The organism is Undibacterium sp. Tian12W (genome assembly GCF_049339405.1).
GTDB lineage: Bacteria > Pseudomonadota > Gammaproteobacteria > Burkholderiales > Burkholderiaceae_D > Undibacterium.
Map to the genome: position 1 here is coordinate 75,379 of NZ_JBMPPK010000023.1, position 21,004 is coordinate 96,382.

General features: G+C 47.9%; 17 protein-coding genes. 12 read left to right on the forward strand and 5 right to left on the reverse strand.

What is annotated here, in order from left to right; all coding sequences use genetic code 11:
* Window positions 1-7: 7 nt before the first annotated feature.
* A complete protein-coding gene (locus tag ACO0LI_RS25135) occupies window positions 8-1,234 on the reverse strand; it encodes a DUF2863 family protein (protein WP_423036084.1) in 1,227 nt (408 codons plus the stop codon).
* A gap of 67 nt (window positions 1,235-1,301) precedes the next feature.
* Window positions 1,302-1,997 (reverse strand): glutathione binding-like protein, encoded by a 696-nt coding sequence (locus ACO0LI_RS25140; protein ID WP_423036086.1) that lies wholly within the window; start codon window positions 1,995-1,997, stop codon window positions 1,302-1,304.
* Window positions 1,998-2,164: 167 nt separating this feature from the next.
* On the opposite strand from ACO0LI_RS25140, the gene ACO0LI_RS25145 reads away from it, so the two are divergent.
* The 11 genes from ACO0LI_RS25145 to ACO0LI_RS25195 all read left to right on the forward strand — a co-directional run bounded on the left by ACO0LI_RS25145 (window position 2,165) and on the right by ACO0LI_RS25195 (window position 16,560).
* Window positions 2,165-3,022, forward strand: coding sequence for a DMT family transporter (locus ACO0LI_RS25145; RefSeq protein ID WP_423036088.1), 858 nt, complete (start codon window positions 2,165-2,167; stop codon window positions 3,020-3,022).
* A 163-nt stretch (window positions 3,023-3,185) separates the two neighbouring features.
* Complete coding sequence (locus ACO0LI_RS25150; RefSeq protein ID WP_422949950.1) at window positions 3,186-3,566, forward strand: BlaI/MecI/CopY family transcriptional regulator; 381 nt, start codon at window positions 3,186-3,188, stop codon at window positions 3,564-3,566.
* Window positions 3,563-4,912, forward strand: a complete 1,350-nt coding sequence (locus ACO0LI_RS25155; RefSeq protein ID WP_423036090.1) for a TonB family protein — start codon at window positions 3,563-3,565, stop codon at window positions 4,910-4,912. Before ACO0LI_RS25150 ends, ACO0LI_RS25155 begins: the two co-directional genes overlap by 4 nt.
* Before the next feature lie 329 nt (window positions 4,913-5,241).
* Window positions 5,242-5,709, forward strand: coding sequence for an RrF2 family transcriptional regulator (locus tag ACO0LI_RS25160; protein WP_423036092.1), 468 nt, complete (start codon window positions 5,242-5,244; stop codon window positions 5,707-5,709).
* Window positions 5,710-5,951: 242 nt separating this feature from the next.
* A complete protein-coding gene (locus ACO0LI_RS25165; protein ID WP_423036094.1) occupies window positions 5,952-7,589 on the forward strand; it encodes a response regulator in 1,638 nt (545 codons plus the stop codon).
* 60 nt (window positions 7,590-7,649) lie between these two features.
* Entirely contained in the window at window positions 7,650-8,345 is a 696-nt protein-coding gene (locus ACO0LI_RS25170) for a methyltransferase (protein WP_423036096.1), read from the forward strand.
* A gap of 2 nt (window positions 8,346-8,347) precedes the next feature.
* Window positions 8,348-9,583: a sulfotransferase gene (locus ACO0LI_RS25175; RefSeq protein WP_423036098.1), complete on the forward strand. Its 1,236-nt coding sequence runs from the start codon at window positions 8,348-8,350 to the stop codon at window positions 9,581-9,583.
* Complete coding sequence (locus ACO0LI_RS25180) at window positions 9,580-10,395, forward strand: arginase family protein (protein ID WP_423036100.1); 816 nt, start codon at window positions 9,580-9,582, stop codon at window positions 10,393-10,395. The genes ACO0LI_RS25175 and ACO0LI_RS25180 overlap by 4 nt, the downstream gene beginning before the upstream one ends.
* A gap of 230 nt (window positions 10,396-10,625) precedes the next feature.
* A complete protein-coding gene (locus tag ACO0LI_RS25185) occupies window positions 10,626-11,585 on the forward strand; it encodes an ABC transporter substrate-binding protein (protein ID WP_423036102.1) in 960 nt (319 codons plus the stop codon).
* Between the two features lie 66 nt (window positions 11,586-11,651).
* The gene (locus tag ACO0LI_RS25190) at window positions 11,652-14,117 is read left to right on the forward strand and encodes a response regulator (protein WP_422950016.1); all 2,466 of its coding nucleotides are present in this window, start codon (window positions 11,652-11,654) and stop codon (window positions 14,115-14,117) included.
* 280 nt (window positions 14,118-14,397) lie between these two features.
* On the forward strand, window positions 14,398-16,560 hold the full coding sequence (locus ACO0LI_RS25195) for a S46 family peptidase (RefSeq protein WP_423036104.1): 2,163 nt from the start codon (window positions 14,398-14,400) through the stop codon (window positions 16,558-16,560).
* A gap of 67 nt (window positions 16,561-16,627) precedes the next feature.
* Here ACO0LI_RS25195 and ACO0LI_RS25200 read toward each other — a convergent pair whose 3' ends face one another.
* The 3 genes from ACO0LI_RS25200 to ACO0LI_RS25210 all read right to left on the reverse strand — a co-directional run bounded on the left by ACO0LI_RS25200 (window position 16,628) and on the right by ACO0LI_RS25210 (window position 20,451).
* Window positions 16,628-17,017 (reverse strand): nuclear transport factor 2 family protein, encoded by a 390-nt coding sequence (locus ACO0LI_RS25200; protein ID WP_422949941.1) that lies wholly within the window; start codon window positions 17,015-17,017, stop codon window positions 16,628-16,630.
* Between the two features lie 63 nt (window positions 17,018-17,080).
* A complete protein-coding gene (locus ACO0LI_RS25205; protein ID WP_423036106.1) occupies window positions 17,081-18,826 on the reverse strand; it encodes an AAA family ATPase in 1,746 nt (581 codons plus the stop codon).
* 422 nt (window positions 18,827-19,248) lie between these two features.
* The gene (locus ACO0LI_RS25210) at window positions 19,249-20,451 is read right to left on the reverse strand and encodes a hypothetical protein (RefSeq protein ID WP_422949939.1); all 1,203 of its coding nucleotides are present in this window, start codon (window positions 20,449-20,451) and stop codon (window positions 19,249-19,251) included.
* A 60-nt stretch (window positions 20,452-20,511) separates the two neighbouring features.
* Between ACO0LI_RS25210 and ACO0LI_RS25215 the strand changes: the two genes are divergently transcribed.
* Window positions 20,512-20,718 carry a hypothetical protein gene (locus ACO0LI_RS25215; protein WP_423036108.1) on the forward strand — a complete coding sequence of 69 codons (207 nt, stop codon included), beginning with the start codon at window positions 20,512-20,514 and terminating at the stop codon, window positions 20,716-20,718.
* The last annotated feature ends 286 nt before the right edge of the window (window positions 20,719-21,004 follow it).

The following is a 21,004-nucleotide window of genomic DNA, read 5'->3' on the forward strand; positions in this document are numbered from 1 at the left end:
AGGACGCTCAGTGAAAGTGTGTTGCACCTGGAGTAGGTGTGTCATCGGGCATTTCTGTATGTACCAGATCATTTTCCCGGTCTGCAAACAAGGGGGTGCCGCAATCATCGCAGAATTCCATCGCGAAAATTTCTTCCAGCTGAATAATGTCGGTAACACCGCACTCTTGCAAAATGCCGGGGATTTCGCCAGCAAGTTGCTCGTTTTCATCCAGATTGACGGCAATGATCTGATCTTCTGCCTGATATAGCGGCCAGACTACGCCATAGATCACTTCAGGAGCATCGCGCAGGCAAAAACTGATACGGTATTCATCAATTTGTCCCGGATTTTCCTGCTCACCAAAAGATGCAATGATGACGGTGAACTGATCTGCCTCTTTACCCAGAGTTTGCGTCAGATAAAACATGGCAGAGCGTATGGTCGCCGGACGTATTCTGATATCTGCTTCACGACAGGCTGTGTAATAAGCTTCGGGCAGTAAAAGTTCTATGCCGCATCCAGGTAACAGGCGCTTGATGGTTGCGTCGGTTTGTTGCTGCCATTCCAGCAAAGCATCGCTCTTGGCTTGTGCGCAATCATAGGGTGCGTCAATAGTTTGCCACTGGAAAAGTGGGGCGCCTTTTTTGACAAGCAGCACCCCGAGCACATACCGTATATCTGCCAAAAAAGGAATGGTGTGAGCACGTTCAGCTTCTGCCGGTGCAGGCAGATGTTTTAACATGGCCAGACTATGCCGCTCCAGCAAAGCATAGGTTTCTACATGGCTGCGTGGCAATTGATCTATGGAGTACAAACCTGGTAGCAAGCGCAATTGCGCTTCATCTGCCAGCAAATGTGCGTTTAATTGCGTGTGCAATATGCTCAGCGTTTCTGTGGGAATGCTGCCCGAGGCAATTTCAAAACGCGTCCATGCCAATATGGGGGCAGCGATCAACAAGCTGGTATAGGATTGCCCATCATGCTCAAATTGCGCACAGGTGCTCACGGATTCCAGCGTTTCGGTCAGGACCTCATAGCCATTCGGATGAGTTTGGAACAAGTGCTCAGTGGCTGCCTCCAGCATATCCTGGTGGTGTTGCTTGAGGCTCTTGGTCACCAGGGCATCCAGTTTGGCTTGCCAGTCCAGGTCTTCTATGCGGCTGGCAGATTGTGCAACTGCGAGCGCAAGATTGGCGACGCGCTGGCTTTCAGCGGCGAGTTTAAGACGGTTTCTTTTTATAGGGCGACGCATACTGAAATAGAGTAGAGGGGGTTAAGCCCATTGTAACGGCAATTTGCCTCGCCCCCGGTGAATGAGTTTATTTCTTTGCGTACTGTGTTTTTCCAAACAAAACTTCTCTTGCCTTGTCATTATTTTCCAGCGGTTTGCGCAAGTCAGCCAATACTTGCACGCCGCGTTGTACGGCAGGGCGCTGGCTGATGGCATCAAACCAGCGCTTGGCATTCGGGAATTCTGCCCAGTCTACACCCTGATTGGCAAATGAACGTGTCCATGGGAAAGTCGCTATATCGGCGATGCCATATTCCTCTCCTGCCAGATAAGTGGTTTTCTCAAGCTGTTTATCGATGACGCCGTAGATGCGTCTGGTTTCGTTGGTATAGCGATCTACAGCATAGGCTATTTTTTCAGGCGCATAGATGCGGAAGTGGTGGGCTTGACCCAGCATGGGGCCAACGCTACCCATCTGGAACATCAGCCATTGCAGCGCTTCATATTTCTCCCTGTCAGTCTTCCCGAGGAATAAACCCGTTTTTCCAGCCAGGTAAATTAGTATCGCGCCTGATTCAAACAGGGCGATAGGTTTGCCGTCAGGGCCATCTGCATCAACGATGGCAGGTATTTTGTTGTTAGGTGAAATTGCCAGGAAATCGGCTTTGAATTGATCGCCAGCACCAATATCAACTGGAATGGCGCGGTAAGGCAAGCCGCATTCTTCCAGCATGATGTGTACTTTGTGCCCGTTTGGTGTCGGCCAGGAATAAACGTCTATCATTGCTTCCCTCTTTAATGGGTTGATGAAAACAGCAAGTATCCATTATGCATAGATTCATGCATTTGCGCTTTAATCCAAAATAAAAGTGCTGCACCTGTATCTGACATGTTGCATGAACGGCTTATACTTCGGCTTTATATTTCGCGCCCGTCAAGCAAATAGATGATATGAAAAAAACTGCACTGCCTGCTTTATTTGCCCTGCATATTGCCGTTTTTTTATTCGGTGCTGCAGGTGTGCTTGGCAAGTCGCTGGCCGTCAGTTCTTTAATGCTGGTATTTGGACGTACCTTGTTTGCCGCCCTTTGCCTGATACCTGTATTGGCATATCAGCGACAATTGCATGTTCGAGATGTTTCAAAGAGTGTCGTCCTTTGCGGTTTTCTACTGGCTATACACTGGCTGACTTTTTTTGCCTCACTCGATTTTGCGCCAGTTGCTTTTGGCTTGATGGGCTTTGCAAGTTTCCCTCTATTTGTGGCATTGCTGGAGCCGTGGTTTTTTAAAGAGCCAAGAAGGACGCAGGACGCCTGGGCTGCCTTGTTCGTTGTATTGGGCATGGTAGTGATGGTTAGTGGCACTTCTTGGGGGAATGGTGCACTCCTTGCTTTGGGGCTGGGGATATTATCCGGCTTCAGTTTTGCTTTGCTGGCGATGGTAAATCGCTGGCAGGGTAGCCATATCCCTCCATTTAAATTGGCCTTTCTGCAAAATGCTGTGGCAGCTTTTTTGCTTTTGCCTTTCGTATTATTGACAGGTGACCTGGCAGGCAACACCACACAAACCTGGTCGGGGTTGATATTGCTGGGAGTGGTGTTTACCGCTTTATCTCATGGTTTATTCATGTTCAGCCTGCGTCATTTATCCACCAATTTTGCAAGTATCATGACTTCACTGGAACCAGTGTATGGCATGTTGCTGGCATTCCTGTTTTTGCGGGAAACACCGGGAATGCTCGAATTAACCGGCGCTTTCATCATCATGGCAGCCACCGCTTATGCCAGCTATCGGCACCAGGCACACTAGTTTGTTGACCGTCCAGGTCTGCCCCTGTCTTTTCCGTTAAGCCCATCATTTGTGTCTTTTTTGCATCTGTCTTGATTTTGCATAGAAGTAGATAAAATGGTCTAGACAAAATGATCTAGACCATATAATCTACATCTTAATCAATTATCTACAAGAGCACGATATGGGCAAAATCATTTCACGTAAACCGACGACTGCCGAGCTGGATTTGTTGCGCCTGATGTGGCAACTGGGACCATCAACTGTCAAGGATGTACATCAGGCAGCGGTGCAGGACAGGCCGGAGTTGTCTTATGCAACCATATTGCGGCTCATGCAGGTCATGCATACCAAAGGGTTGCTCAGCAGGGACGAAACCCAGCGTTCCCATGTCTATGCTGCGGCTCAGGCACAAGATTCTCTACAGACGAATCTCTTGAAAGATTTGATCCACAAGGCTTTTTCAGGCTCAGCCAAAGATTTGGTGATGGCAGCCCTGCGTGGCCATGTCAGTAAAGAAGAGCGCGAAGAAATTCAGAAATTGCTGAATGAGGAAAAAAAATGAGCCCATTTTTCCAACACCTCGTCACTGCCTTGGGCTGGGCTTTGTTGCATTTTATCTGGCAAGGTCTGTTGATCGCCTTGCTGCTGGCTATGTCCTTGTATTGTATTGGTTCTACCCAGGTAAGAACACGTTATGCAGTTGCCTATATTGCCTTGCTTGCCTGCATTAGCCTTCCTGCCAGAGAGTTTCTCCTGAGGATCGATGGGGCTCATGTCAGTAAAGGAATCTATGTGCTGAGTGAAGTTCCTGTTTACTTAAGGTTTGATACTTCATCGGCGTGGATAGGGATTTTTGCATGGGTAGAAATACATTTGAGCGATATGGTGGGAGCATGGCTCATCTGTGTCGCCGCTTTGGCAATACGCCTGTGCACGGGCTTACTCTGGATTTCTGCCTATACCCACCCTCATCGCAGCACATCCAATTCACTATGGCAGTCGCGCATTGATCAAATGAGCGAAAAATTTCTCATCCGCAGCAAGGTGATATTCAGGGTAGTTGACGATCTGAAGGGGCCTGTTACTGTTGGCATAGTCCGCCCCATGATACTCCTGCCCAGCGCAATGCTTACGGGCATGCCAGTTGATTTGCTGGAAATGCTGGTGGCGCATGAGATGGCGCACATCAAACGGCATGACTATTTACTGAATTTGATTCAATCGCTGATAGAAATCATCTTGTTTTACCACCCGGCAGTGTGGTGGATATCGAGGCAGATTCGTAATAACAGAGAAGAAATTGCGGATGATCTAGCCGCAAGAGTTACAGGCGAACCGCGGCGTCTTGCTCTTGCACTTTCTGAATTGGCGAATTTCCAATTCATAACCCCTCAACTGGCCCAGGCGGCCCATGGAGGAAATCTTATGTCCCGTATCAAACGGCTTGTTAAACCTGAAGTAAGAACCCTGAACTGGAAAGCCGCATTCCTTATTCTTGGCTTGGTATCAAGTTCCTTGACCTTGTTTGCTCATGCCAATGTATCGTCTCCAAATGCTACAAAAGAAACTGGCACTGCGAAAGATGCCAGCACTGCAAAAATGCTTTACCGGGATGATGATAAGAAAGGTGATAAAAGACCCGTCATTGATTTTGCCAAATGTCGTCCCATGTATCCCAAAGAATCCATGGAGAAAAAAGAATCCGGAATGGTATATATGTCAGTACTGGTTGGGGCAGATGGTGACATACTGAATACTAAAGTAGATCGTTCCTCCGGTTACCGGATCCTGGACAGTGCGGTGGTAGCTGCGTTAAGAAGCTGCAAGGAAAAAGCGATACCAGGCAAAATCAATGGCGAGTATGCGCAAATCTGGACGAAAGTGCAGTTTGTCTGGAAATTAGAGTAAGCATGTTTTACTGGTGGCAGACTGCCTGCCACCAGCTTTTAATTGGGATATTGTCAGCATATCCCTTCACACATATCAACGGAAGTGCTTCGGTGACTTGCCAGCAGACATTACCGGGCTGGATGTTGAATTGAAGTCTTTCAAGGCTGATACAGACGAGATCTCGGGTCTATTAGATACATAATTCAGTGAAAGGCCAGTGCCAGGCATCAATGTATGCGATAAATCTATCGTGAGCGAGTCGTTTTTTGCCGGTTGCATTGATGTGCAAAAGAATCCCCTAATTGTATTAACATGACCATGCTTTAAAAAATACCAGAAAATCATTTATGCAATTAACCCATTTTACTGACCTGGGACTACGCGTGCTCATGTATCTGAGTCATAAAGACAGACAAGAGCCTGTGACAATCAGTGAGATTGCCAGTAAATTTTCCATTTCCCGTAATCATCTTGTCAAGGTGGTGCATTTTCTTGCGCAAAAGGGCTGGATTATCACGACCAGAGGGAAGGGCGGCGGCATGGCCCTGGCGCAAGACGTAAAGTCTTATAGGCTGGGCAGCATTATTCGCACGCTCGAAGGTGGGGATGCCTTGATAGACTGCGCCGCTCCTCCTTGTGTACTGCGTGGCAATTGCCAGCTTAAATCTTTGCTTGATGAGGCATTGCGAGTGTTTTATACGACGCTTGATCAATACACGCTACAAGATGCTGTCGGCGGCCAGACGCAGGAAGCAATCATCATGTTGCATCAATCTGGTTTTATCGATAGTGCAAAATTCAAGCATCTTCCTTAAATACCCTGGTAACGGACAATCTATTTGCTCGGGCGATATACCATCTCTTTCGTCATTGAATCTTGCATTGCTTATTCCTCATTATTGTTTTTTAAAAAATGCTAATATGCTTACAAGGTCATGTAATAAGACCATCTGGCACGTAGGCATCATGTTTTTGCAAACAAGATAGTTTCTTGGCAAGAAATAGCTACGGCTGTGAAAGCGCCAATATGAGCATTTAGCTAATGCCAGGAGTTCAGATGACAGTGTCCCAGATGCAAGCCCGCATTTTGATCGTCGATGATGAAACCGCACACATGCAGGCCTTGTGCGATTTGTTGCGTGACCATAACTATGAAACTACAGGTTTTGCCAATGGCATCGAAGCACTTGCACATCTTCGCAACCATACATTTGATTTATTGCTGACAGACTTGATGATGCCTGATCTTGATGGCATCGCTATGGTCGAGTCCGCCCGCAAGATCGATAGTGACCTCGCATGCATAGTCATGACAGGCGAGGGCAGCATCTCATCCGCAGTCAAGGCGATGAAAGTAGGCGCACTTGACTACATTATCAAGCCATTCAAGATTTCAGCCATATTACCAGTGCTGGTACGTGCCATGGAGACGCGCCAACTGCGCATGGCAAATGCCAGACTGGAGCAGCAATTACGCGAACATACTGCCGAACTGGTGATTTTGAATCAGGACCTGGAGCAAGCCAGGATGCAGGCAGAAATTGCAAATCGTGCAAAATCGACATTTTTGTCGAACATGAGCCATGAATTACGCACACCTCTGAATGCCATACTAGGTTTTGCCCAGATTCTGGCATCTGATCATCTGCAAACCAGTCTTGAAGAGAAAAAAGAATTCGCCAAGCATATAGAAGAAGCCGGCAGCCACTTATTAGCCTTGATTAATGAAATTCTTGATCTGGCAAAAGTAGAGTCCGGCGCAATGAAATTATCTGCAGAAGTCATTACTCTTGATGAGGTATTCGCAGAGTGTAAAACAATGATAGATCCGCTGGCCCAGAAGCGTGGAATTAATGTCGCTTTTGCAGAAAACACTTGTCTGCATGTGAATGCAGACCGCATTCGACTCAAGCAGGTATTGATTAATCTACTATCGAATGCCATCAAATATAACCGGCAAAGCGGCACTGTCAGCGTTGCCGCCTATCTGGAAGATGAGGTTCATGTCTGTATTCAAGTCACAGATACTGGTGTAGGGCTCAGTTCGGTTCAATTGGAAACCATTTTCCAGCCGTTTAACCGTCTCGGGCGGGAAGTATTCAATGAAGAAGGAACGGGCATCGGTCTTTCCTTGGTCAAGCATCTTGTCGAAGCCATGGACGGCTGCATAGGCATTAATAGCCAGGTAGGTGCTGGCAGTACATTTTGGGTCAGATTCCCCGGTTATGCTGCCGACAGTCAGTACCGTAAGCCAGACATCAAAACGATGGTTTATGAAACGGTGCAAGGCGAGAGATCAAGTGCACAGAAATGCCTGTTGTATGTGGAAGACAATCCTACCAATTTGAGACTGGTCGCTGAATTGATACGGCTGCGCTCTGATCTGATTTTGTTGACCGCGACTGACGGTTTGCTAGGTATAGAGCAGGCGCGCCTGCATTTGCCAGACCTTATTTTGATGGATATCAATTTACCAGGTATAGACGGTATAGAAACCATGCGTTTTTTGCAGAGTGACCCGAGGACTGCGCACATCCCGGTCATTGCTGTGACAGCAAATGCAATGCCTGCTGATCTTGAAAATGGTAAAGCAGCTGGTTTTTTTTCTTACATAACCAAGCCCATCAATATTGAAGAGTTTGGATTGGCTGTGGACAAAGCACTTGAGTTCGTTGCAAATAAATCCCCTATTTAAAGCATCAGCATCGTCATGCTGATGAACACTTTTTAGTGTTTTACATCAGAAAGGATGGCCATGGAGCAGACATCAGGAAATAGCCTTGCACACATAGACAGGTGGCAAAAGAACAGACAAAAGGCATTCAAGACCATCCCGCAAGAAGGTAAAGTAGTGAAATACTTGGGAAAAGAATTTCTGGTTTTTCCTGAAACCTTCTGGCCATTCACAGACAGCCAGCCGCTGGTGCAGAGTTTTAAGATCAAACCGGGTGAAAGCGTGCTCGATGTAGGCACTGGCTCCGGGGTGATTGCTATTTTTGCCTGCTACGGCGGCGCCAGCAAGGTGACGGCTGTCGATATTAATCCTGCCGCTATAAAAAGTGCCAAACACAATGCGAAGCTGCATGGTTTTGACAAACTTATGAAAGTCAAAAAATCCAACCTGTTTCAGGCACTGGAAGGAGAGCAGTTTGACGTCATTACCGCTAACCTGCCATTTCGCAACAAGCCCGCACACGATGTAGTCGCCAGTTCACAATGGGATACTGATTTCAAGACGAATACGCAATTTTTTGCGGAAGTTGGCAAGTACCTCAAACCAGAAGGTCGTATTTATTTTTCTCAATCCAATTTTGGTGCCATTGATGAAATCAAGGCATTGGCAAAAGCTGCCGGTTTGACTGTCAGAACACTGGCGAGCGCAGCGGCAGACAAGGCAGAAACAAAAAAATTCTATGCCTTTGTGATGAGGCGTGCAAAGCAGCCGGGTTAATGATGGACGTCATAGACGCTGTCAATGATTTGCGCCAGATAGCGCATACCGATCTGGCCGCGCGGGTCAGGAACGTGGCAGTTATCCTGACGTCGCCCAGATCAGGTTCCAGCCTGCTGAAAAGCGTGCTGTCATCGCACCCTGGGATAGCCTCACTTGACGGAGAAATGGAACCATTTCTCGCGCTGACGAGAAATGGTTTCTCCTTCAATGCAGATAGTGATGCCCTCAAGTCCATCAACAATCAAGACAGCTTGCTGGACAATATTTTTGATGACATGACTGTGCCGGCGGAGGGTGAGTCTGACTATGTGTTTTTGAAAAGCAGATGGCGAAAACGTTTGTTAATGCAATTTCCAGCCTTATTCTCTGAAGAGCGGGCCTATCACCAACTCTTGCATGACCTGGACGCGGTTTTTCGTCTGGCGACAGAAAAGAGGATACAGGGTGAGGCCGTGCTGCAAGATTTGGTGCTGTCGCGTGTGTTCAAAAGTGAAACCTGGAGACAGGATTATTACGACGGAAAAAAAAATCCTGCAGCCAGTCATTGTTTTAATGAGCCCTTCAAGCTCGAAGAACCACCATTCGTCATCCCGCGCCAGCATAGACGGCACTTGGAAGCTGCTGATGTAGAGCAAAAAGTTTTGCTATTCAAGACACCTCCTGATGTTTATAGGATAGGCATGTATGAACAGCTCTTTCCAAATGCCAGGATCAAGTATCTGCATCTGACCAGGGGTTATGCGCAATCAGTGAACGGTTTAATGGATGGATGGTTGTCGCCGGTTGCTTTTTTTTCACGCGATATGCAGCGTCTGGGGCTTGATCTATCGATCAAGGGTTATTCCGATACTGTCAGTTTTGGCAAACGTTGGTGGAAATTTGATTTGCCGCCGAACTGGCAAGAATATAGGCGTGCCAATCTGGAAGAAGTTTGTCTGAATCAATGGTTGTCTGCGCATCAGGCCATTATTGCCAGCCAGGTTTCCTCTCTGTCTGTTTCATTTGAAGAATTTTTATCCAGCCCCGCCGCAGTCATGCAAAAAATCACTTCTTACCTGGATTTGCCAGAGATGCGGAGTTTACCTGTATTCGCAGTGACGATGGCGACAGAAGCACCTAAAATCCGGCGCTGGCATAAGCGTGAAACCAGTTTGCTGCGTATGGGCGAAAGAAAGGAAGTGCAAATGATGATGGATACCTTGGCTTATTCCATGAATCCTGAAACCTGGCTATGAATAAGCATTTACTCATTCCATTTCTGACCGGACAAAGAAGGGATGGTCTTGGCCGCGTCAATGATGTCAGTGCTCATCCCTGGGAAATAGTAAATATTCCTGAATTCAAAGAAACTGCTATTACTGATGCGAATGAAAAGTTGCGCAGGATGGGACATATTTATGCAAATCTTGCCAGCCGTGTCCAGCAAATCACTGAGCAAGGTGACCGGGCAGTCTGCATTGCTGGCGACTGTTTTTCTACTATAGCTGTAGTCACGGGACTGCAAAAAGCGGGCAGGCAGCCTGACCGCATATTGTGGCTGGACGCGCACGGCGATTTTCACACTTGGGGAACTACGCAAACCAAATATCTGGGCGGTATGCCCCTGGCCATCCTGGTTGGGCGGCATGACAGGCGCAAAAATGAGCGTGATGCCATTGGCTCTTTTTTTCAGGCAGTTGGCGCCAAGGCGTATCCGGAAGAACAAATCATTCTGTCTGATGCCCGGGACCTCGATCCTGGGGAAAAGGAATCTTTGGAAAGTTCAAAAATACGGACTTGCAAAATTGAAGAGATCAGCAAATATCTATCGCTGGATGAAAACATTTATTTGCATTTTGATACCGATGTGATTGATGACAGGCCCGAAATGCCTGCACTTAAATATCATGTCCGGCAGGGGCCATCTCATGCACAGATATTGGCACTTTTTTCTGTATTGCGACAATTTAAAATTGTCGCAGTGTCTGTTTCTGCCTGGCATGAAGAACAAGACCTGGATAATAAAACCGCTATTGCTTGCTTAAATTTACTTGAAGAACTAGAATAAAAAACAATGTTTCATCATTGCATGATGTGATGCAAGTTGCAATGCAAAATAAATACTTGTATCAATCTTGAATGTTCGGCGCGGCTCTCACGCTTGTCTTATATATTGTTGCATGAGTTGGTAAGGTGGATTGAAAAGAGGGAAGCGGCATGGCAGGCATAAAGCTCGGGCAATTTTCTTACAAGTCAGTTCTCATCTGGCTTGCCTGTATGCTTGGTGCAATCCTTTTCTTGAGTTTGATTTATGTCTGGCTCATCCGCGCACCGGTGTCCAAGGTGCCGCTGGAACAAGTCATCATCGCTACCAATACTGAATATGTAGGCACCTGTTCCATTACCGCAGCCCGCGAGCGGGGTTACTTCGCCAAAGAAGGTATTGTTGTACTCATACAGTCACACTCCAGTGGCAAAGCTGCCATGGAAGCTGTGGTTCAGGGGCAGGCGCACCTCGGAACCGTAGCCGATATTCCTGTCATGTTTGCCGGGTTGGACCAAAGACCGGTTGCAGCGATAGCCACCATTTTTAAAACCGACAAAGACCATGGCATAGTCGGACGCCGTGACCGGGGCATACTGCAGCCTGCGGACCTCAAAGGCAAGCGGGTCGGCGTCACGCTTAGCACCTCAAGTCATTTCACCCTCAGCGCTTTTTTGAACCGCCAGAAACTGTCGGTCAAAGACGTGACCATGATTAATTACAAGCCCGAAGAATTTGCTGACGCGATAGAACGTGGCGAAGTCGATGCAGTCGCCACATGGGAGCCATTTCTGAATACCATGATGACCAGGCTAGGTGATAATGGCGTGGTTTTTTATGGCAAAGATGTATATGAAAGCCTGTACAACGTAGTTGGCATGCGCAGTTATATTTCTGCCGAGCCTGAAACCATCAACAAGGTATTGCGTGCACTTGATCAGGGAAGTAATTACTGCAATGAGATGCCTGACGCTGCCCGCATATTGCATGAGGCAGGCAAAAAGACCAATACCAAAGAACAAAGAACGGCATGGAATACCTATCGTTTTGAAATTGGTCTTGACCAGGGCTTATTGCTGGCACTGGAAGATCAGGCCAGGTGGGCAATCAAGAACAAGCTGACCAATAAAACTGAAGTACCAAATTACCTTGATTATATATATTTGGACGGCATGGAAAAAGTCAAACCATCGGCAGTGACCATCATTCATTGAGATTCCAAAGTGAAAATTTCAACCCGACTGAAATTTGCGGAATTAATATCTTTAGCCATCGTGGCAATGATTGTTGTCATCCTGTTGTCCACGACTTTGCAAATGAAGCGGGAAATCGCCAAAAATGAAGCAGCTGGCGAGTTATTGCAGGCGGTAACTTCTTTGCGCTATCTGACGCTGGAATATGCCTTGCGCCATGACGAACGCACCAAGGCTCAATGGCAATTGCGCAGTATTTCTTTGGCAAAGCGCCTGGCTGGACCTGAGGAATTTACCGAGCCAGCGGATAAAGAGGCAATAGCTGAATTGAGAGATGGCAATGAAAATATAGCGCAGCTTTTTGCTTTATTGGTAGGTAATCATCATGAGTTGATGAAGGAAAAAGACAAGGCCGAGATACTGGAGGAATTGGAATCCCGCTTATTGGGGCAAATCACCAATAAAACCCAGGCCATGATTTCTGATGCCTTGAGTTTGTCTGAACAAAGCCGTATCGGCGCATTAAACGCCCAGCAGCGGGCCTTTAATGCGGTGATTTTGTTTGGTGGCATAGTCGTATTGGTCGTGACTGTCACTATCTATATTACGCTGCGCAGTGTCAGCCGGCCTCTGGAAAAACTGCGTGAAGGCACGGCGATTGTCGGCGCAGGCAATCTTGATTTTTCCCTGCGGTTTGACAGTCAGGACGAAATAGGGGATTTGGCCCGCGCATTTGATGGGATGACAGAAAAACTCAAACTGACCACTGTCTCCCGTGATTCCCTGGTTGATATTAACGAAACCTTGCAGGCAGAAATCATAGAGCGTCAGCAAATCGAGAAAAAAGCACAGGCGCAGCTTGCCCGTTTGAATCTGCTGCATCAGATTACACGCTCCATAGGAGAGCGTCAGGATTTACGGAGTATCTTCCAGGTTGTCATCCGTAGCCTCGAAGACCATCTTCCTGTTGATTTCAGTTGCGTTTGCCTGTATGACCAAGGTAAAAATCAGTTGCAGGTCACCAGTGTTGGCTTGCACAGTGAGTCTTTGGCGCAACAATTATCCATGACCCAGAATACCCAGGTCTCTATTGATGAGAACGGCCTGTCGCGCTGTGTGCGTGGCCAACTGGTCTATGAAGCGGACATCAGTAAAGTCGATTTCCCTTTTCCACAAAGACTGGCTGCTGGCGGACTCAATGCCCTGGTCATGGCACCGCTGAGGGCAGAAAGTACCGTGTTTGGCGTGCTGGTTGTCGCCAAGCGCGAAGCCCATAGTTTTAATAGTGGTGAATGTGAGTTTTTAAGACAGTTGAGTGAGCATGTCGCTCTGGCTGCCAATCAGGCGCAACTTTATACTGCATTACAACAAGCTTATGATGACCTGCGCCAGACGCAGCAATCCATCATGCAACAAGAACGTCTGCGTGCGCTGGGGCAAATGGCCAGCGGTATAGCTCATGACATCAACAATGCAATCTCACCTGTTGCTCTCTACACTGAATCTTTACTCGAAACAGAAAAAAACCTGAGTGTAAAAGGCAGAAATTATCTGGAAGTCATTTCACGGGCAATTGATGACGTTGCCGCAACTGTTGCCAGGATGAGAGAATTTTATCGCCAGCGCGCACCACAATTATCTCTGTCGCCTGTCAATGTGAACAGCCTGGTGCAACAAGTCCTTGACCTGACCCGTGCCAGATGGAGCGACATGCCACAACAGCGAGGCATCGTCATCAATGTGCATACCGAACTCACACCAGATTTGCCGGACATCATGGGCGTGCATGGCGAAATACGGGAAGCGCTGACCAATCTGATTTTTAATGCTGTTGATGCGATGCCTGAAGGTGGGATACTCACTTTACGCACCAGTGTCGTTCAGGATTTGCTGGAATCGACTAAAGAAGTTATCTTGAAACAAGTCCACATTGAAGTCAGCGATTCAGGTGTAGGCATGTCTGACGATACTAGACGCAGATGTCTGGAGCCGTTCTTTACCACCAAAGGTGAGCGCGGAACCGGGCTGGGCCTGGCCATGGTATATGGCATGATAGAAAGACACAGCGCTCATATTAATATCCTGACCGAAGTTGGCAGGGGTACTACCATGCGCATGAGTTTTCTGGTACCCACGACTATCAGCCCGGTTGCCAGGACGCCAGCACCGGAGGCAGTGCCGACTCATAGACGCATACTTGTGGTCGATGATGATCCCATGGTATTAAAATCATTGCGTGACATATTGGAGATTGACGGCCATAGCGTACTCTCGGCTGATGGCGGTCAGGCCGGGATCAATGCATTTTCTGAGGCTCATGAAAGGGGAGATACTTTCGCCGTTGTCATCACCGATCTTGGTATGCCTTATATCGATGGCCGTAAACTGGCTAGCTCAATCAAGCAAGTGTCACCCACGACTCCCATCATCATGTTGACAGGTTGGGGACAGCGCCTGGTTGAAGATGGGGATTCCCCTTCACATGTGGATTGCGTACTCAGCAAACCACCAAAGCTATCGGAGCTGCGTGAGGCATTGAGGAAGATACTTTGATTTTTTGTAGTCTTAAGCCCGCTTCAAGCCTGACTGGCTCATCAACTGCTTTTTCCAGATACCTGCACGATAAATTTGATAAATGTCTAAATTGCAATTTATGCACATCTGATATCGACATCTGAACTGCTAACGGCAAAATTCCATGTAATTCATTAAAGTTCGCACAAAATAGTGAACTTTCCCCCTGTTTTTAAGACTAAACTGTCGCGCCTTGGACTTGCTCCAGGGTACCAAGAGGGAATCACTCATAATTTTCACATCTTTTTATAACAATATGATGAAAAAAACACTTACCACGCTGGCGGTCATGAGCCTTTGCCAGATAGCTAGCGCAGATGAAGGCATGTGGATGCCTCAGCAGTTGCCACAAGTCGCCAAGCAACTTAAGGCAGACGGCTTAAAACTGGACCCCGCAACATTGACCAAATTGACAGAGTTTCCTATGGGGGCCATTGTCAGTCTCGGCGGTTGCTCAGCTTCCTTTGTATCCCCGCAAGGCTTGGTTGCAACCAACCATCACTGCGTCTATAACAGTGTTGCCCATAATTCAAAACCAGAGCGTAACTTGCTGGCCAATGGTTTTCTGGCAAACAGCCTTGAAGAAGAATTGCCTGCCTCGCCTGGCTCACGTATCTTTGTGACGAAAGAAGTCAACAATGTCAGTAGCAAGATCATCGACAAAAATACTGCCAAATTGAATGGCAAGGCGCGTGTCGATGCCATTGAAAAAAATTCCAAAGTCATCATTGCTGAATGCGAAAAAGACGCCGGCCATCGCTGCAACGTCTATCCTTACTACGGTGGCCTTGAGTATTACCTCATCAAGCAACTGGAAATCAAGGATGTGCGTTTGGTTCACGCACCGCCTGAAGGTGTAGGCAAATTTGGTGGCGATACCGACAACTGGATGTGGCCGCGCCACACCGGTGACTATGGTTTTTACCGCGCGTATGTCAGTAAAGACGGCAAATCTGCCGACTACAGCAAAGACAATGTACCTTACGTCCCAAAACATTTCCTGAAACTGGCCAAAGACAATCTCAAGGAAGGTGACTTCATCATGGTGCTGGGCTACCCAGGCCGCACCAACCGTCATCGCCTGCCATCAGAAGTTGCTTACACATTTGACTGGAACTATCCGACGTTTGTGAAGAGTTCAGGTGACATGCTGGCCATCATCGCCAAAGAAACCAGCAGCAATCCAGATGCGAAACTCAAATACGCCGGTCAGGTCGCAGGCATCAACAACTACTACAAAAACCGTCAGGGTATGCTCGACAGCTATGCGGGCAGCGATATCCTGGCACGCAAAACCAAAGAGCATGAAGAGCTGAAAACCTGGATCAACAGCAATCCCGCACGCGCCAAAGAATTTGCCAGCGATATAGATCAAGTTGAAAAACTGATCGCAGAACGCGATGCCCTGGGTAAGCGCGATTTTTATCTGGGCAGTTCTTCTCCACGATTCCTGTCTACAGCGCGTACTTTGTACCGCTTGTCGAATGAATCGACAAAGGCGGATGCGGAACGCAAAGCAGGCTTCCAGGTACGCGACCTGCCTCGCTTCAAAGCTTCAGTAGATGCGGTCGAACGCAGTTATGATGAAAAAGTCGATAAGGCTCTGGTCTTGTACAACCTGAGCAAATACGCTGCGCAAGCCAAGGCTGACCGTAATGCCAATTTTGATGCAGCGTTGGGCATCAAGGACGGCATGTCTGAAGCTGATTTGAAATCCCTGCTTGATAACCTGTATGCTGGTAGCAAACTGGGCGACAAGGCAGCACGTAGCGCGTGGCTGACGGCAAAACCAGAAGACTTCAAAGCCAGCAATGACAGCTTTGTCAAAGCAGCCGTGGCGATGTATGAAGGTGGCTTGAAACGTGAAGCTGAGGATGAAGAATTGACAGGCAAAATCCAGCAAGCCTACGGCAATTACATGAAGGCAAAAATCGCCTACATGAAGAGCAAAGGGCAGGCAGTATATCCAGATGCCAACAGTACCTTGCGCGTTACCTTCGGCAAAGTGACTGGACGTGATCACGGTACGGCTGATGGCCTGGCATGGAGCGCCTTCACGACAGTCAATGGCATCCCACCAAAAGCAACCGGCACTGGCGAATTCAATGCACCAGTTGCGCAATTGGCTGCGATCAAGGCCAAAGATTTCGGCAAATATGTTGATCCGCAACTGAAGACAGTTCCGGTGAACTATCTGGCGACTTTGGATATCACGGGCGGCAATTCTGGTTCCGCTGCTTTGAATGCCAAAGGCGAATTCATCGGTCTGGCATTTGATGGCACCCTGGATTCCATTATTTCTGACTGGGACTACAACAAAGCTAACTCCCGTTCCATACAAGTTGATCTGCGTTATATGTTATGGCAGATGAAACATGTAGATAAGGCTGATCGTCTGTTGAAGGAAATGGGCGCAGAGTAATCAAGCAACTGCCTCAAAGTTAAAAGCCCTGCAAGTCACATTGCAGGGCTTTTTCTCATCGATGATGTTAAAGCTCGTATTTATTGCCTGCGGTGGAACGGATAGGGTGCGTGTCATAGATCAAGTCCAGATACTTGATTTTGCTGCTATCCGCATCAAACGTAAACAGGTCCATGACCTTGAAAGTAATTAAAGTCCCGTCACGAACTGTCCAGTCATATTGAAAATAAGCTGTCGCATGATGTTTCTTTGTTGTGCTGACAAAGATGTCGATAGGGGTAATTACATTGCGGCTGGAAGCTTCTGCCAGTCTGTCAAAGAAAGGGCTGGCTGCCATTTCCCCAAGAAACGGCGAAAGAACTTTCCCATCTTCTGCAAACAAGCTCTTGATAGTGTCATAGTCGGCATTACCAAGCGCCTTCATATAGATTTGCAAAACAGAAATGTACTCTGACATTGATGTCTCCTTTTGATTAATGTCTCACAAATGTATCACTTTTTGTGCAGTCGCCAGGTTTGCTCAGGCCACATCGACGGTTTTCATTGATGACAGTTCCTGGCTAAGCAAAAGCATGAGCTCACTTTGCTCGAATTGTTTTATCAGTAAAGGAACTGCAAATACAAACTCAGATTCATCGCGCTTGAGTACATACGCTAATTGCAGACGGGACAGAGCATGACGCATGGTTTCTGGTTCTACAGTCAGACCATTGTAAGCAAGCAGGGCGGCAAGTGCAGATAAACTCGTTTTGCCCTTGAGCGCCGTGTGATAGACGACGATGCGGTCGAGGCGGCAAGAGGCTTCATCGTTACTTAATTTACCCCAACCAGCCAAAGCGTCTTGCACAGCTTGCGAAGATAGCGCGTGCGTGACATGGCGGACTTCTATGGCACGCTCTCCTGGCTGCAAAGCCTCAAGGCATTCCTGGCAAAGGATGGCGAGCAAATTGGCGCGCTGGCCACTGGCTTCCACCAGCTTATCTACTAACTGGTTGCTGGAAAAACCAAAGCGCAAGCGCGATAAAGGTACGGTGACCAATTCTTTACAGGCATCTTGCTCCAGTCCACCTATCGTCAATACTTCGCCAAAATTGCGCAGCGGGGACTGATAATCAAGCACAGCAGTTGCATATAAATCCCAAAATCCTGCCAGCATAAACCAGCAACGGCCTTCATCACTCAAGGAGCGCAGGGCAGATAATTGCGGGTAATTATTAATGGATTCATCGCGGAAAAAGAGATCAGCTTCGTCGATCAACAGGAATAATCGTTTGCCTGCGAAGTTGGCTTCCAGATGAGAAATAATATCTTCGATAGGTGTAGTTGCATCAAGGCCAAACTGAAGTGCCATGCGAGGAGCCAAACGATGGTCTCGCAAAGAAATGTAATGACAGACTATGTGCGGGTGTCCCTGCAGGCTACGCTGGACAGCTTTCAAGAGGCTGCTTTTCCCAAGCTGGCGGCCACCCACGACAAGGTAATTGGAGGGGTCACGACCGATGACGCGGGACAGTAATTTTTCCCGCCCAAAAAATGCACCCGCACTGGTAACTGCTCCCCTGGTCTGGTAGGGCGATATGCGCGTTACACGGAGTTGCTCAGCAAGAAGGCGCAACAAGACAGCTGCAGGTTGTCTGCTAAGCATGCATTCTGTCTGGCTCGCGCCGTCGAGCATGACAAACATATTGGCTTTATCTCCGCAGTAAGCTTGCAGTGCAATGTGTTCTGTTTCACTCTCGGATCTGGCAAGTATCAGCATTACGTCGGAACCAATTTGTGCGGATATCAGTGCACCTATCAATACCTCATCGCTGGCATCAACATAGGGGATAAACACCAGGCATCTGTCTAGCGACACGGGCAGGTTGCTGGAAAATTGCCACTCAAAAACCTGGCCAGGAAGCGACCACCCTGTGCTGACTTTGCTTTGTACTGATAGCCGCGTAGCCAGATATTCCTGCTGTCTATTTGCACCTTCATTGACATAGCCAACGGCGCGCTGCCAGGAAGCAGTGGAGATACCTGCCGCTTGCAGCGTTGCCTGTCTTCTGCCAGTAATGCCCAGCAAACGATCGAGATTGGGCAAGATACGGTAGGGTGTGCGTCTCAGGCGGTCAGGGCGCAATTGTGATGGCCCCAGTAAAGGGTGTCTTACGACGGCAAAAATACCAGCCGCAATGAAAATCAATGCGCAAACCAGGGGCAAGGTCTTTAGCTTACTGAGAGTTACCGTGTCAGAAGTAGCACCTTCGCAATTCATTGGCATGAATTTGGCCGGCATGGGTGGCGTGCCGGCGCGACATTTCCATGAGTGATTTGATGGAATGAACTCAAGTATCAATTGTGTCCCCGACAGGGAGCCTAACTGAGCATATTTTATAAAATTGATCTGCAATATATTGGGCCGGGGCGAAGTCACTGCGAGATATGGCGTAATCGTCTGCGGTTCGAACTTTTTAATATCAGAAGGCCATTCATCGTTAATGTTACGCATCTCAGACAAAGCGAGGCGCCACTGGTTTATGTCACTCCAGATAGGGCCAACATTTTCAGCAGCAAGCACACCATCCCTGGTAAAGGGATTCAGCTTTGGTGCGATAAGTGCAGTTCCAAGCAGTAATGTCAGCGTGATGATGAAAATGGTACGCAGCATTTTTTTGGGCAGCTGCAGCAATAGATTTTCCTGCATCATTCAAGCACCATCAAGCCAGCTTCACGGATAATGTCGCAACGCCAGCAAAGCCGGGCCTGATCACCTTGTCCACGGACGTGTATCAGGTTTCCCCAAAAAAGGCGGCGCAAATCCTCATCCTGAAGATAGGGACGAGCCCGCCCCAGATCATCGGTCTCCAGCAAGCTGCGCAGACGCAGCAGAGAAGCTGGGTTTTGTGTCAGCGGCAAAAAGGTCTGCCACAAGCGGGCACTCTGAGTTAAAAATGTGCGTAATGCTGCCGCATCGTTTTCCATCGAAGCCTGATTATCAACCAGCCATTGCATACCTTCTTCAAAGAGCGCCGGATGACCGCCACACATGGATGCCAGTGCAGTCAGCCTGGAAGATGCGATGACATGCTCTGGCCAGCGTTGCTTGACGAGGATATGCAAATCTTCTGTGTCTGCATCTGGCCAATGGCTGACCTGGGCGATATTCAATAGCGAGAGATCGCCGCTGCGGTATTTCAAGTCGGCCAGTGCCTCACCACCGCATAACAAAAGGTGCAGGCGACCACCATGCATTTCACTCAGGCTGCGCAAGATGCCTGCCAATGCTTCGCGCAAGACTGGTGTGCCTTGTTCAAACCGGCTGACCAGGCAAAATACGCGTTCACCTGCTTGCAGTCTCTGTTCCAGTGCCGCTTCAAATTCATAATCTGAACTGACATTCTCAAACCCACATTGGCGTCCTATTGCCGCAAAATATTCACTGCTGTCTGCGCTGATGCTGTAAGGGGGCTGTATATGGAGTGTCGCCTTTTCACCGTACTGTACGCGTGCGCGGGCCAGTAATTTTTCCCTGAATGGAGGTTGTCCCCAGTGCGCCTGCGACAGTAACAGGGTGATAGGGTAGGGCGTAGATTGAGCCAGTCGCACAAATAATTGATCCATGAATTCCGCAAACGGTGTTTCATTGATTTCTTCGTTTTGTAATGGGAATTCAGGTGCAAGACCCGCAGCAGCAAAAAAAAGATTGGTTTCAGTTTCTGTCAGCCTGAGATAACGCGCACACGCATGCAAACTGTCGCGCGATCTGGCGCTGGGGAGCGAAGTTCCATTTCTCCAGTTATTGACTGACTCCCGGCTTAGTCCAATTTCTGCGGCAACGCCGGCCGCACTGGCACGTATCCTGCGCATGTATTGCGATAGCAGATGAGAGAAGGTGTCTGAAAACATGTATAGCCTGTTTTAATCAGCCAAATAAGGCTATTGATTTTTGGGGAGCAAATATTAAAGATGCGCCTGTTTGCGAGCGCCATTTTATCAGCGTGCGGTGTCGGTGCAGATATTGATGCTGTCAGCCGGCTGCCGCATCAACTTGACATACTGTCAACCGGGTATTCAGTTTTTGCGGAATGGTTTGGGATTGTAGATCGCAGCTTTGGCTTTATCTTGCTGTGTCTGCCCATGGTTTCTCGTTGCCTGCATCAACAGTATCAATAAGAGACACATGTTTAATGTCAGACTGAGGACTAAAATTTCGTCTTTGTAGATTGCAAATAGAGCAATCAGATGGTCAGTGATTTTGATGAGTTCATTCATATGAAAGCGGTAATTTTATTGTCTTGATGCAATTCGGCTGTCGTGTTTCGATAGGGTGTTTGATTAGTAATGCATGCCCGTCAGGTTTCTATTTATGGGGTAATCGTATCTTTCGTGCATTGAGGTGCGGTAGCCGATTTTCTCTATACGTTTCAAAGACTTACAATCGGCTCGGAGCGAATTTTCA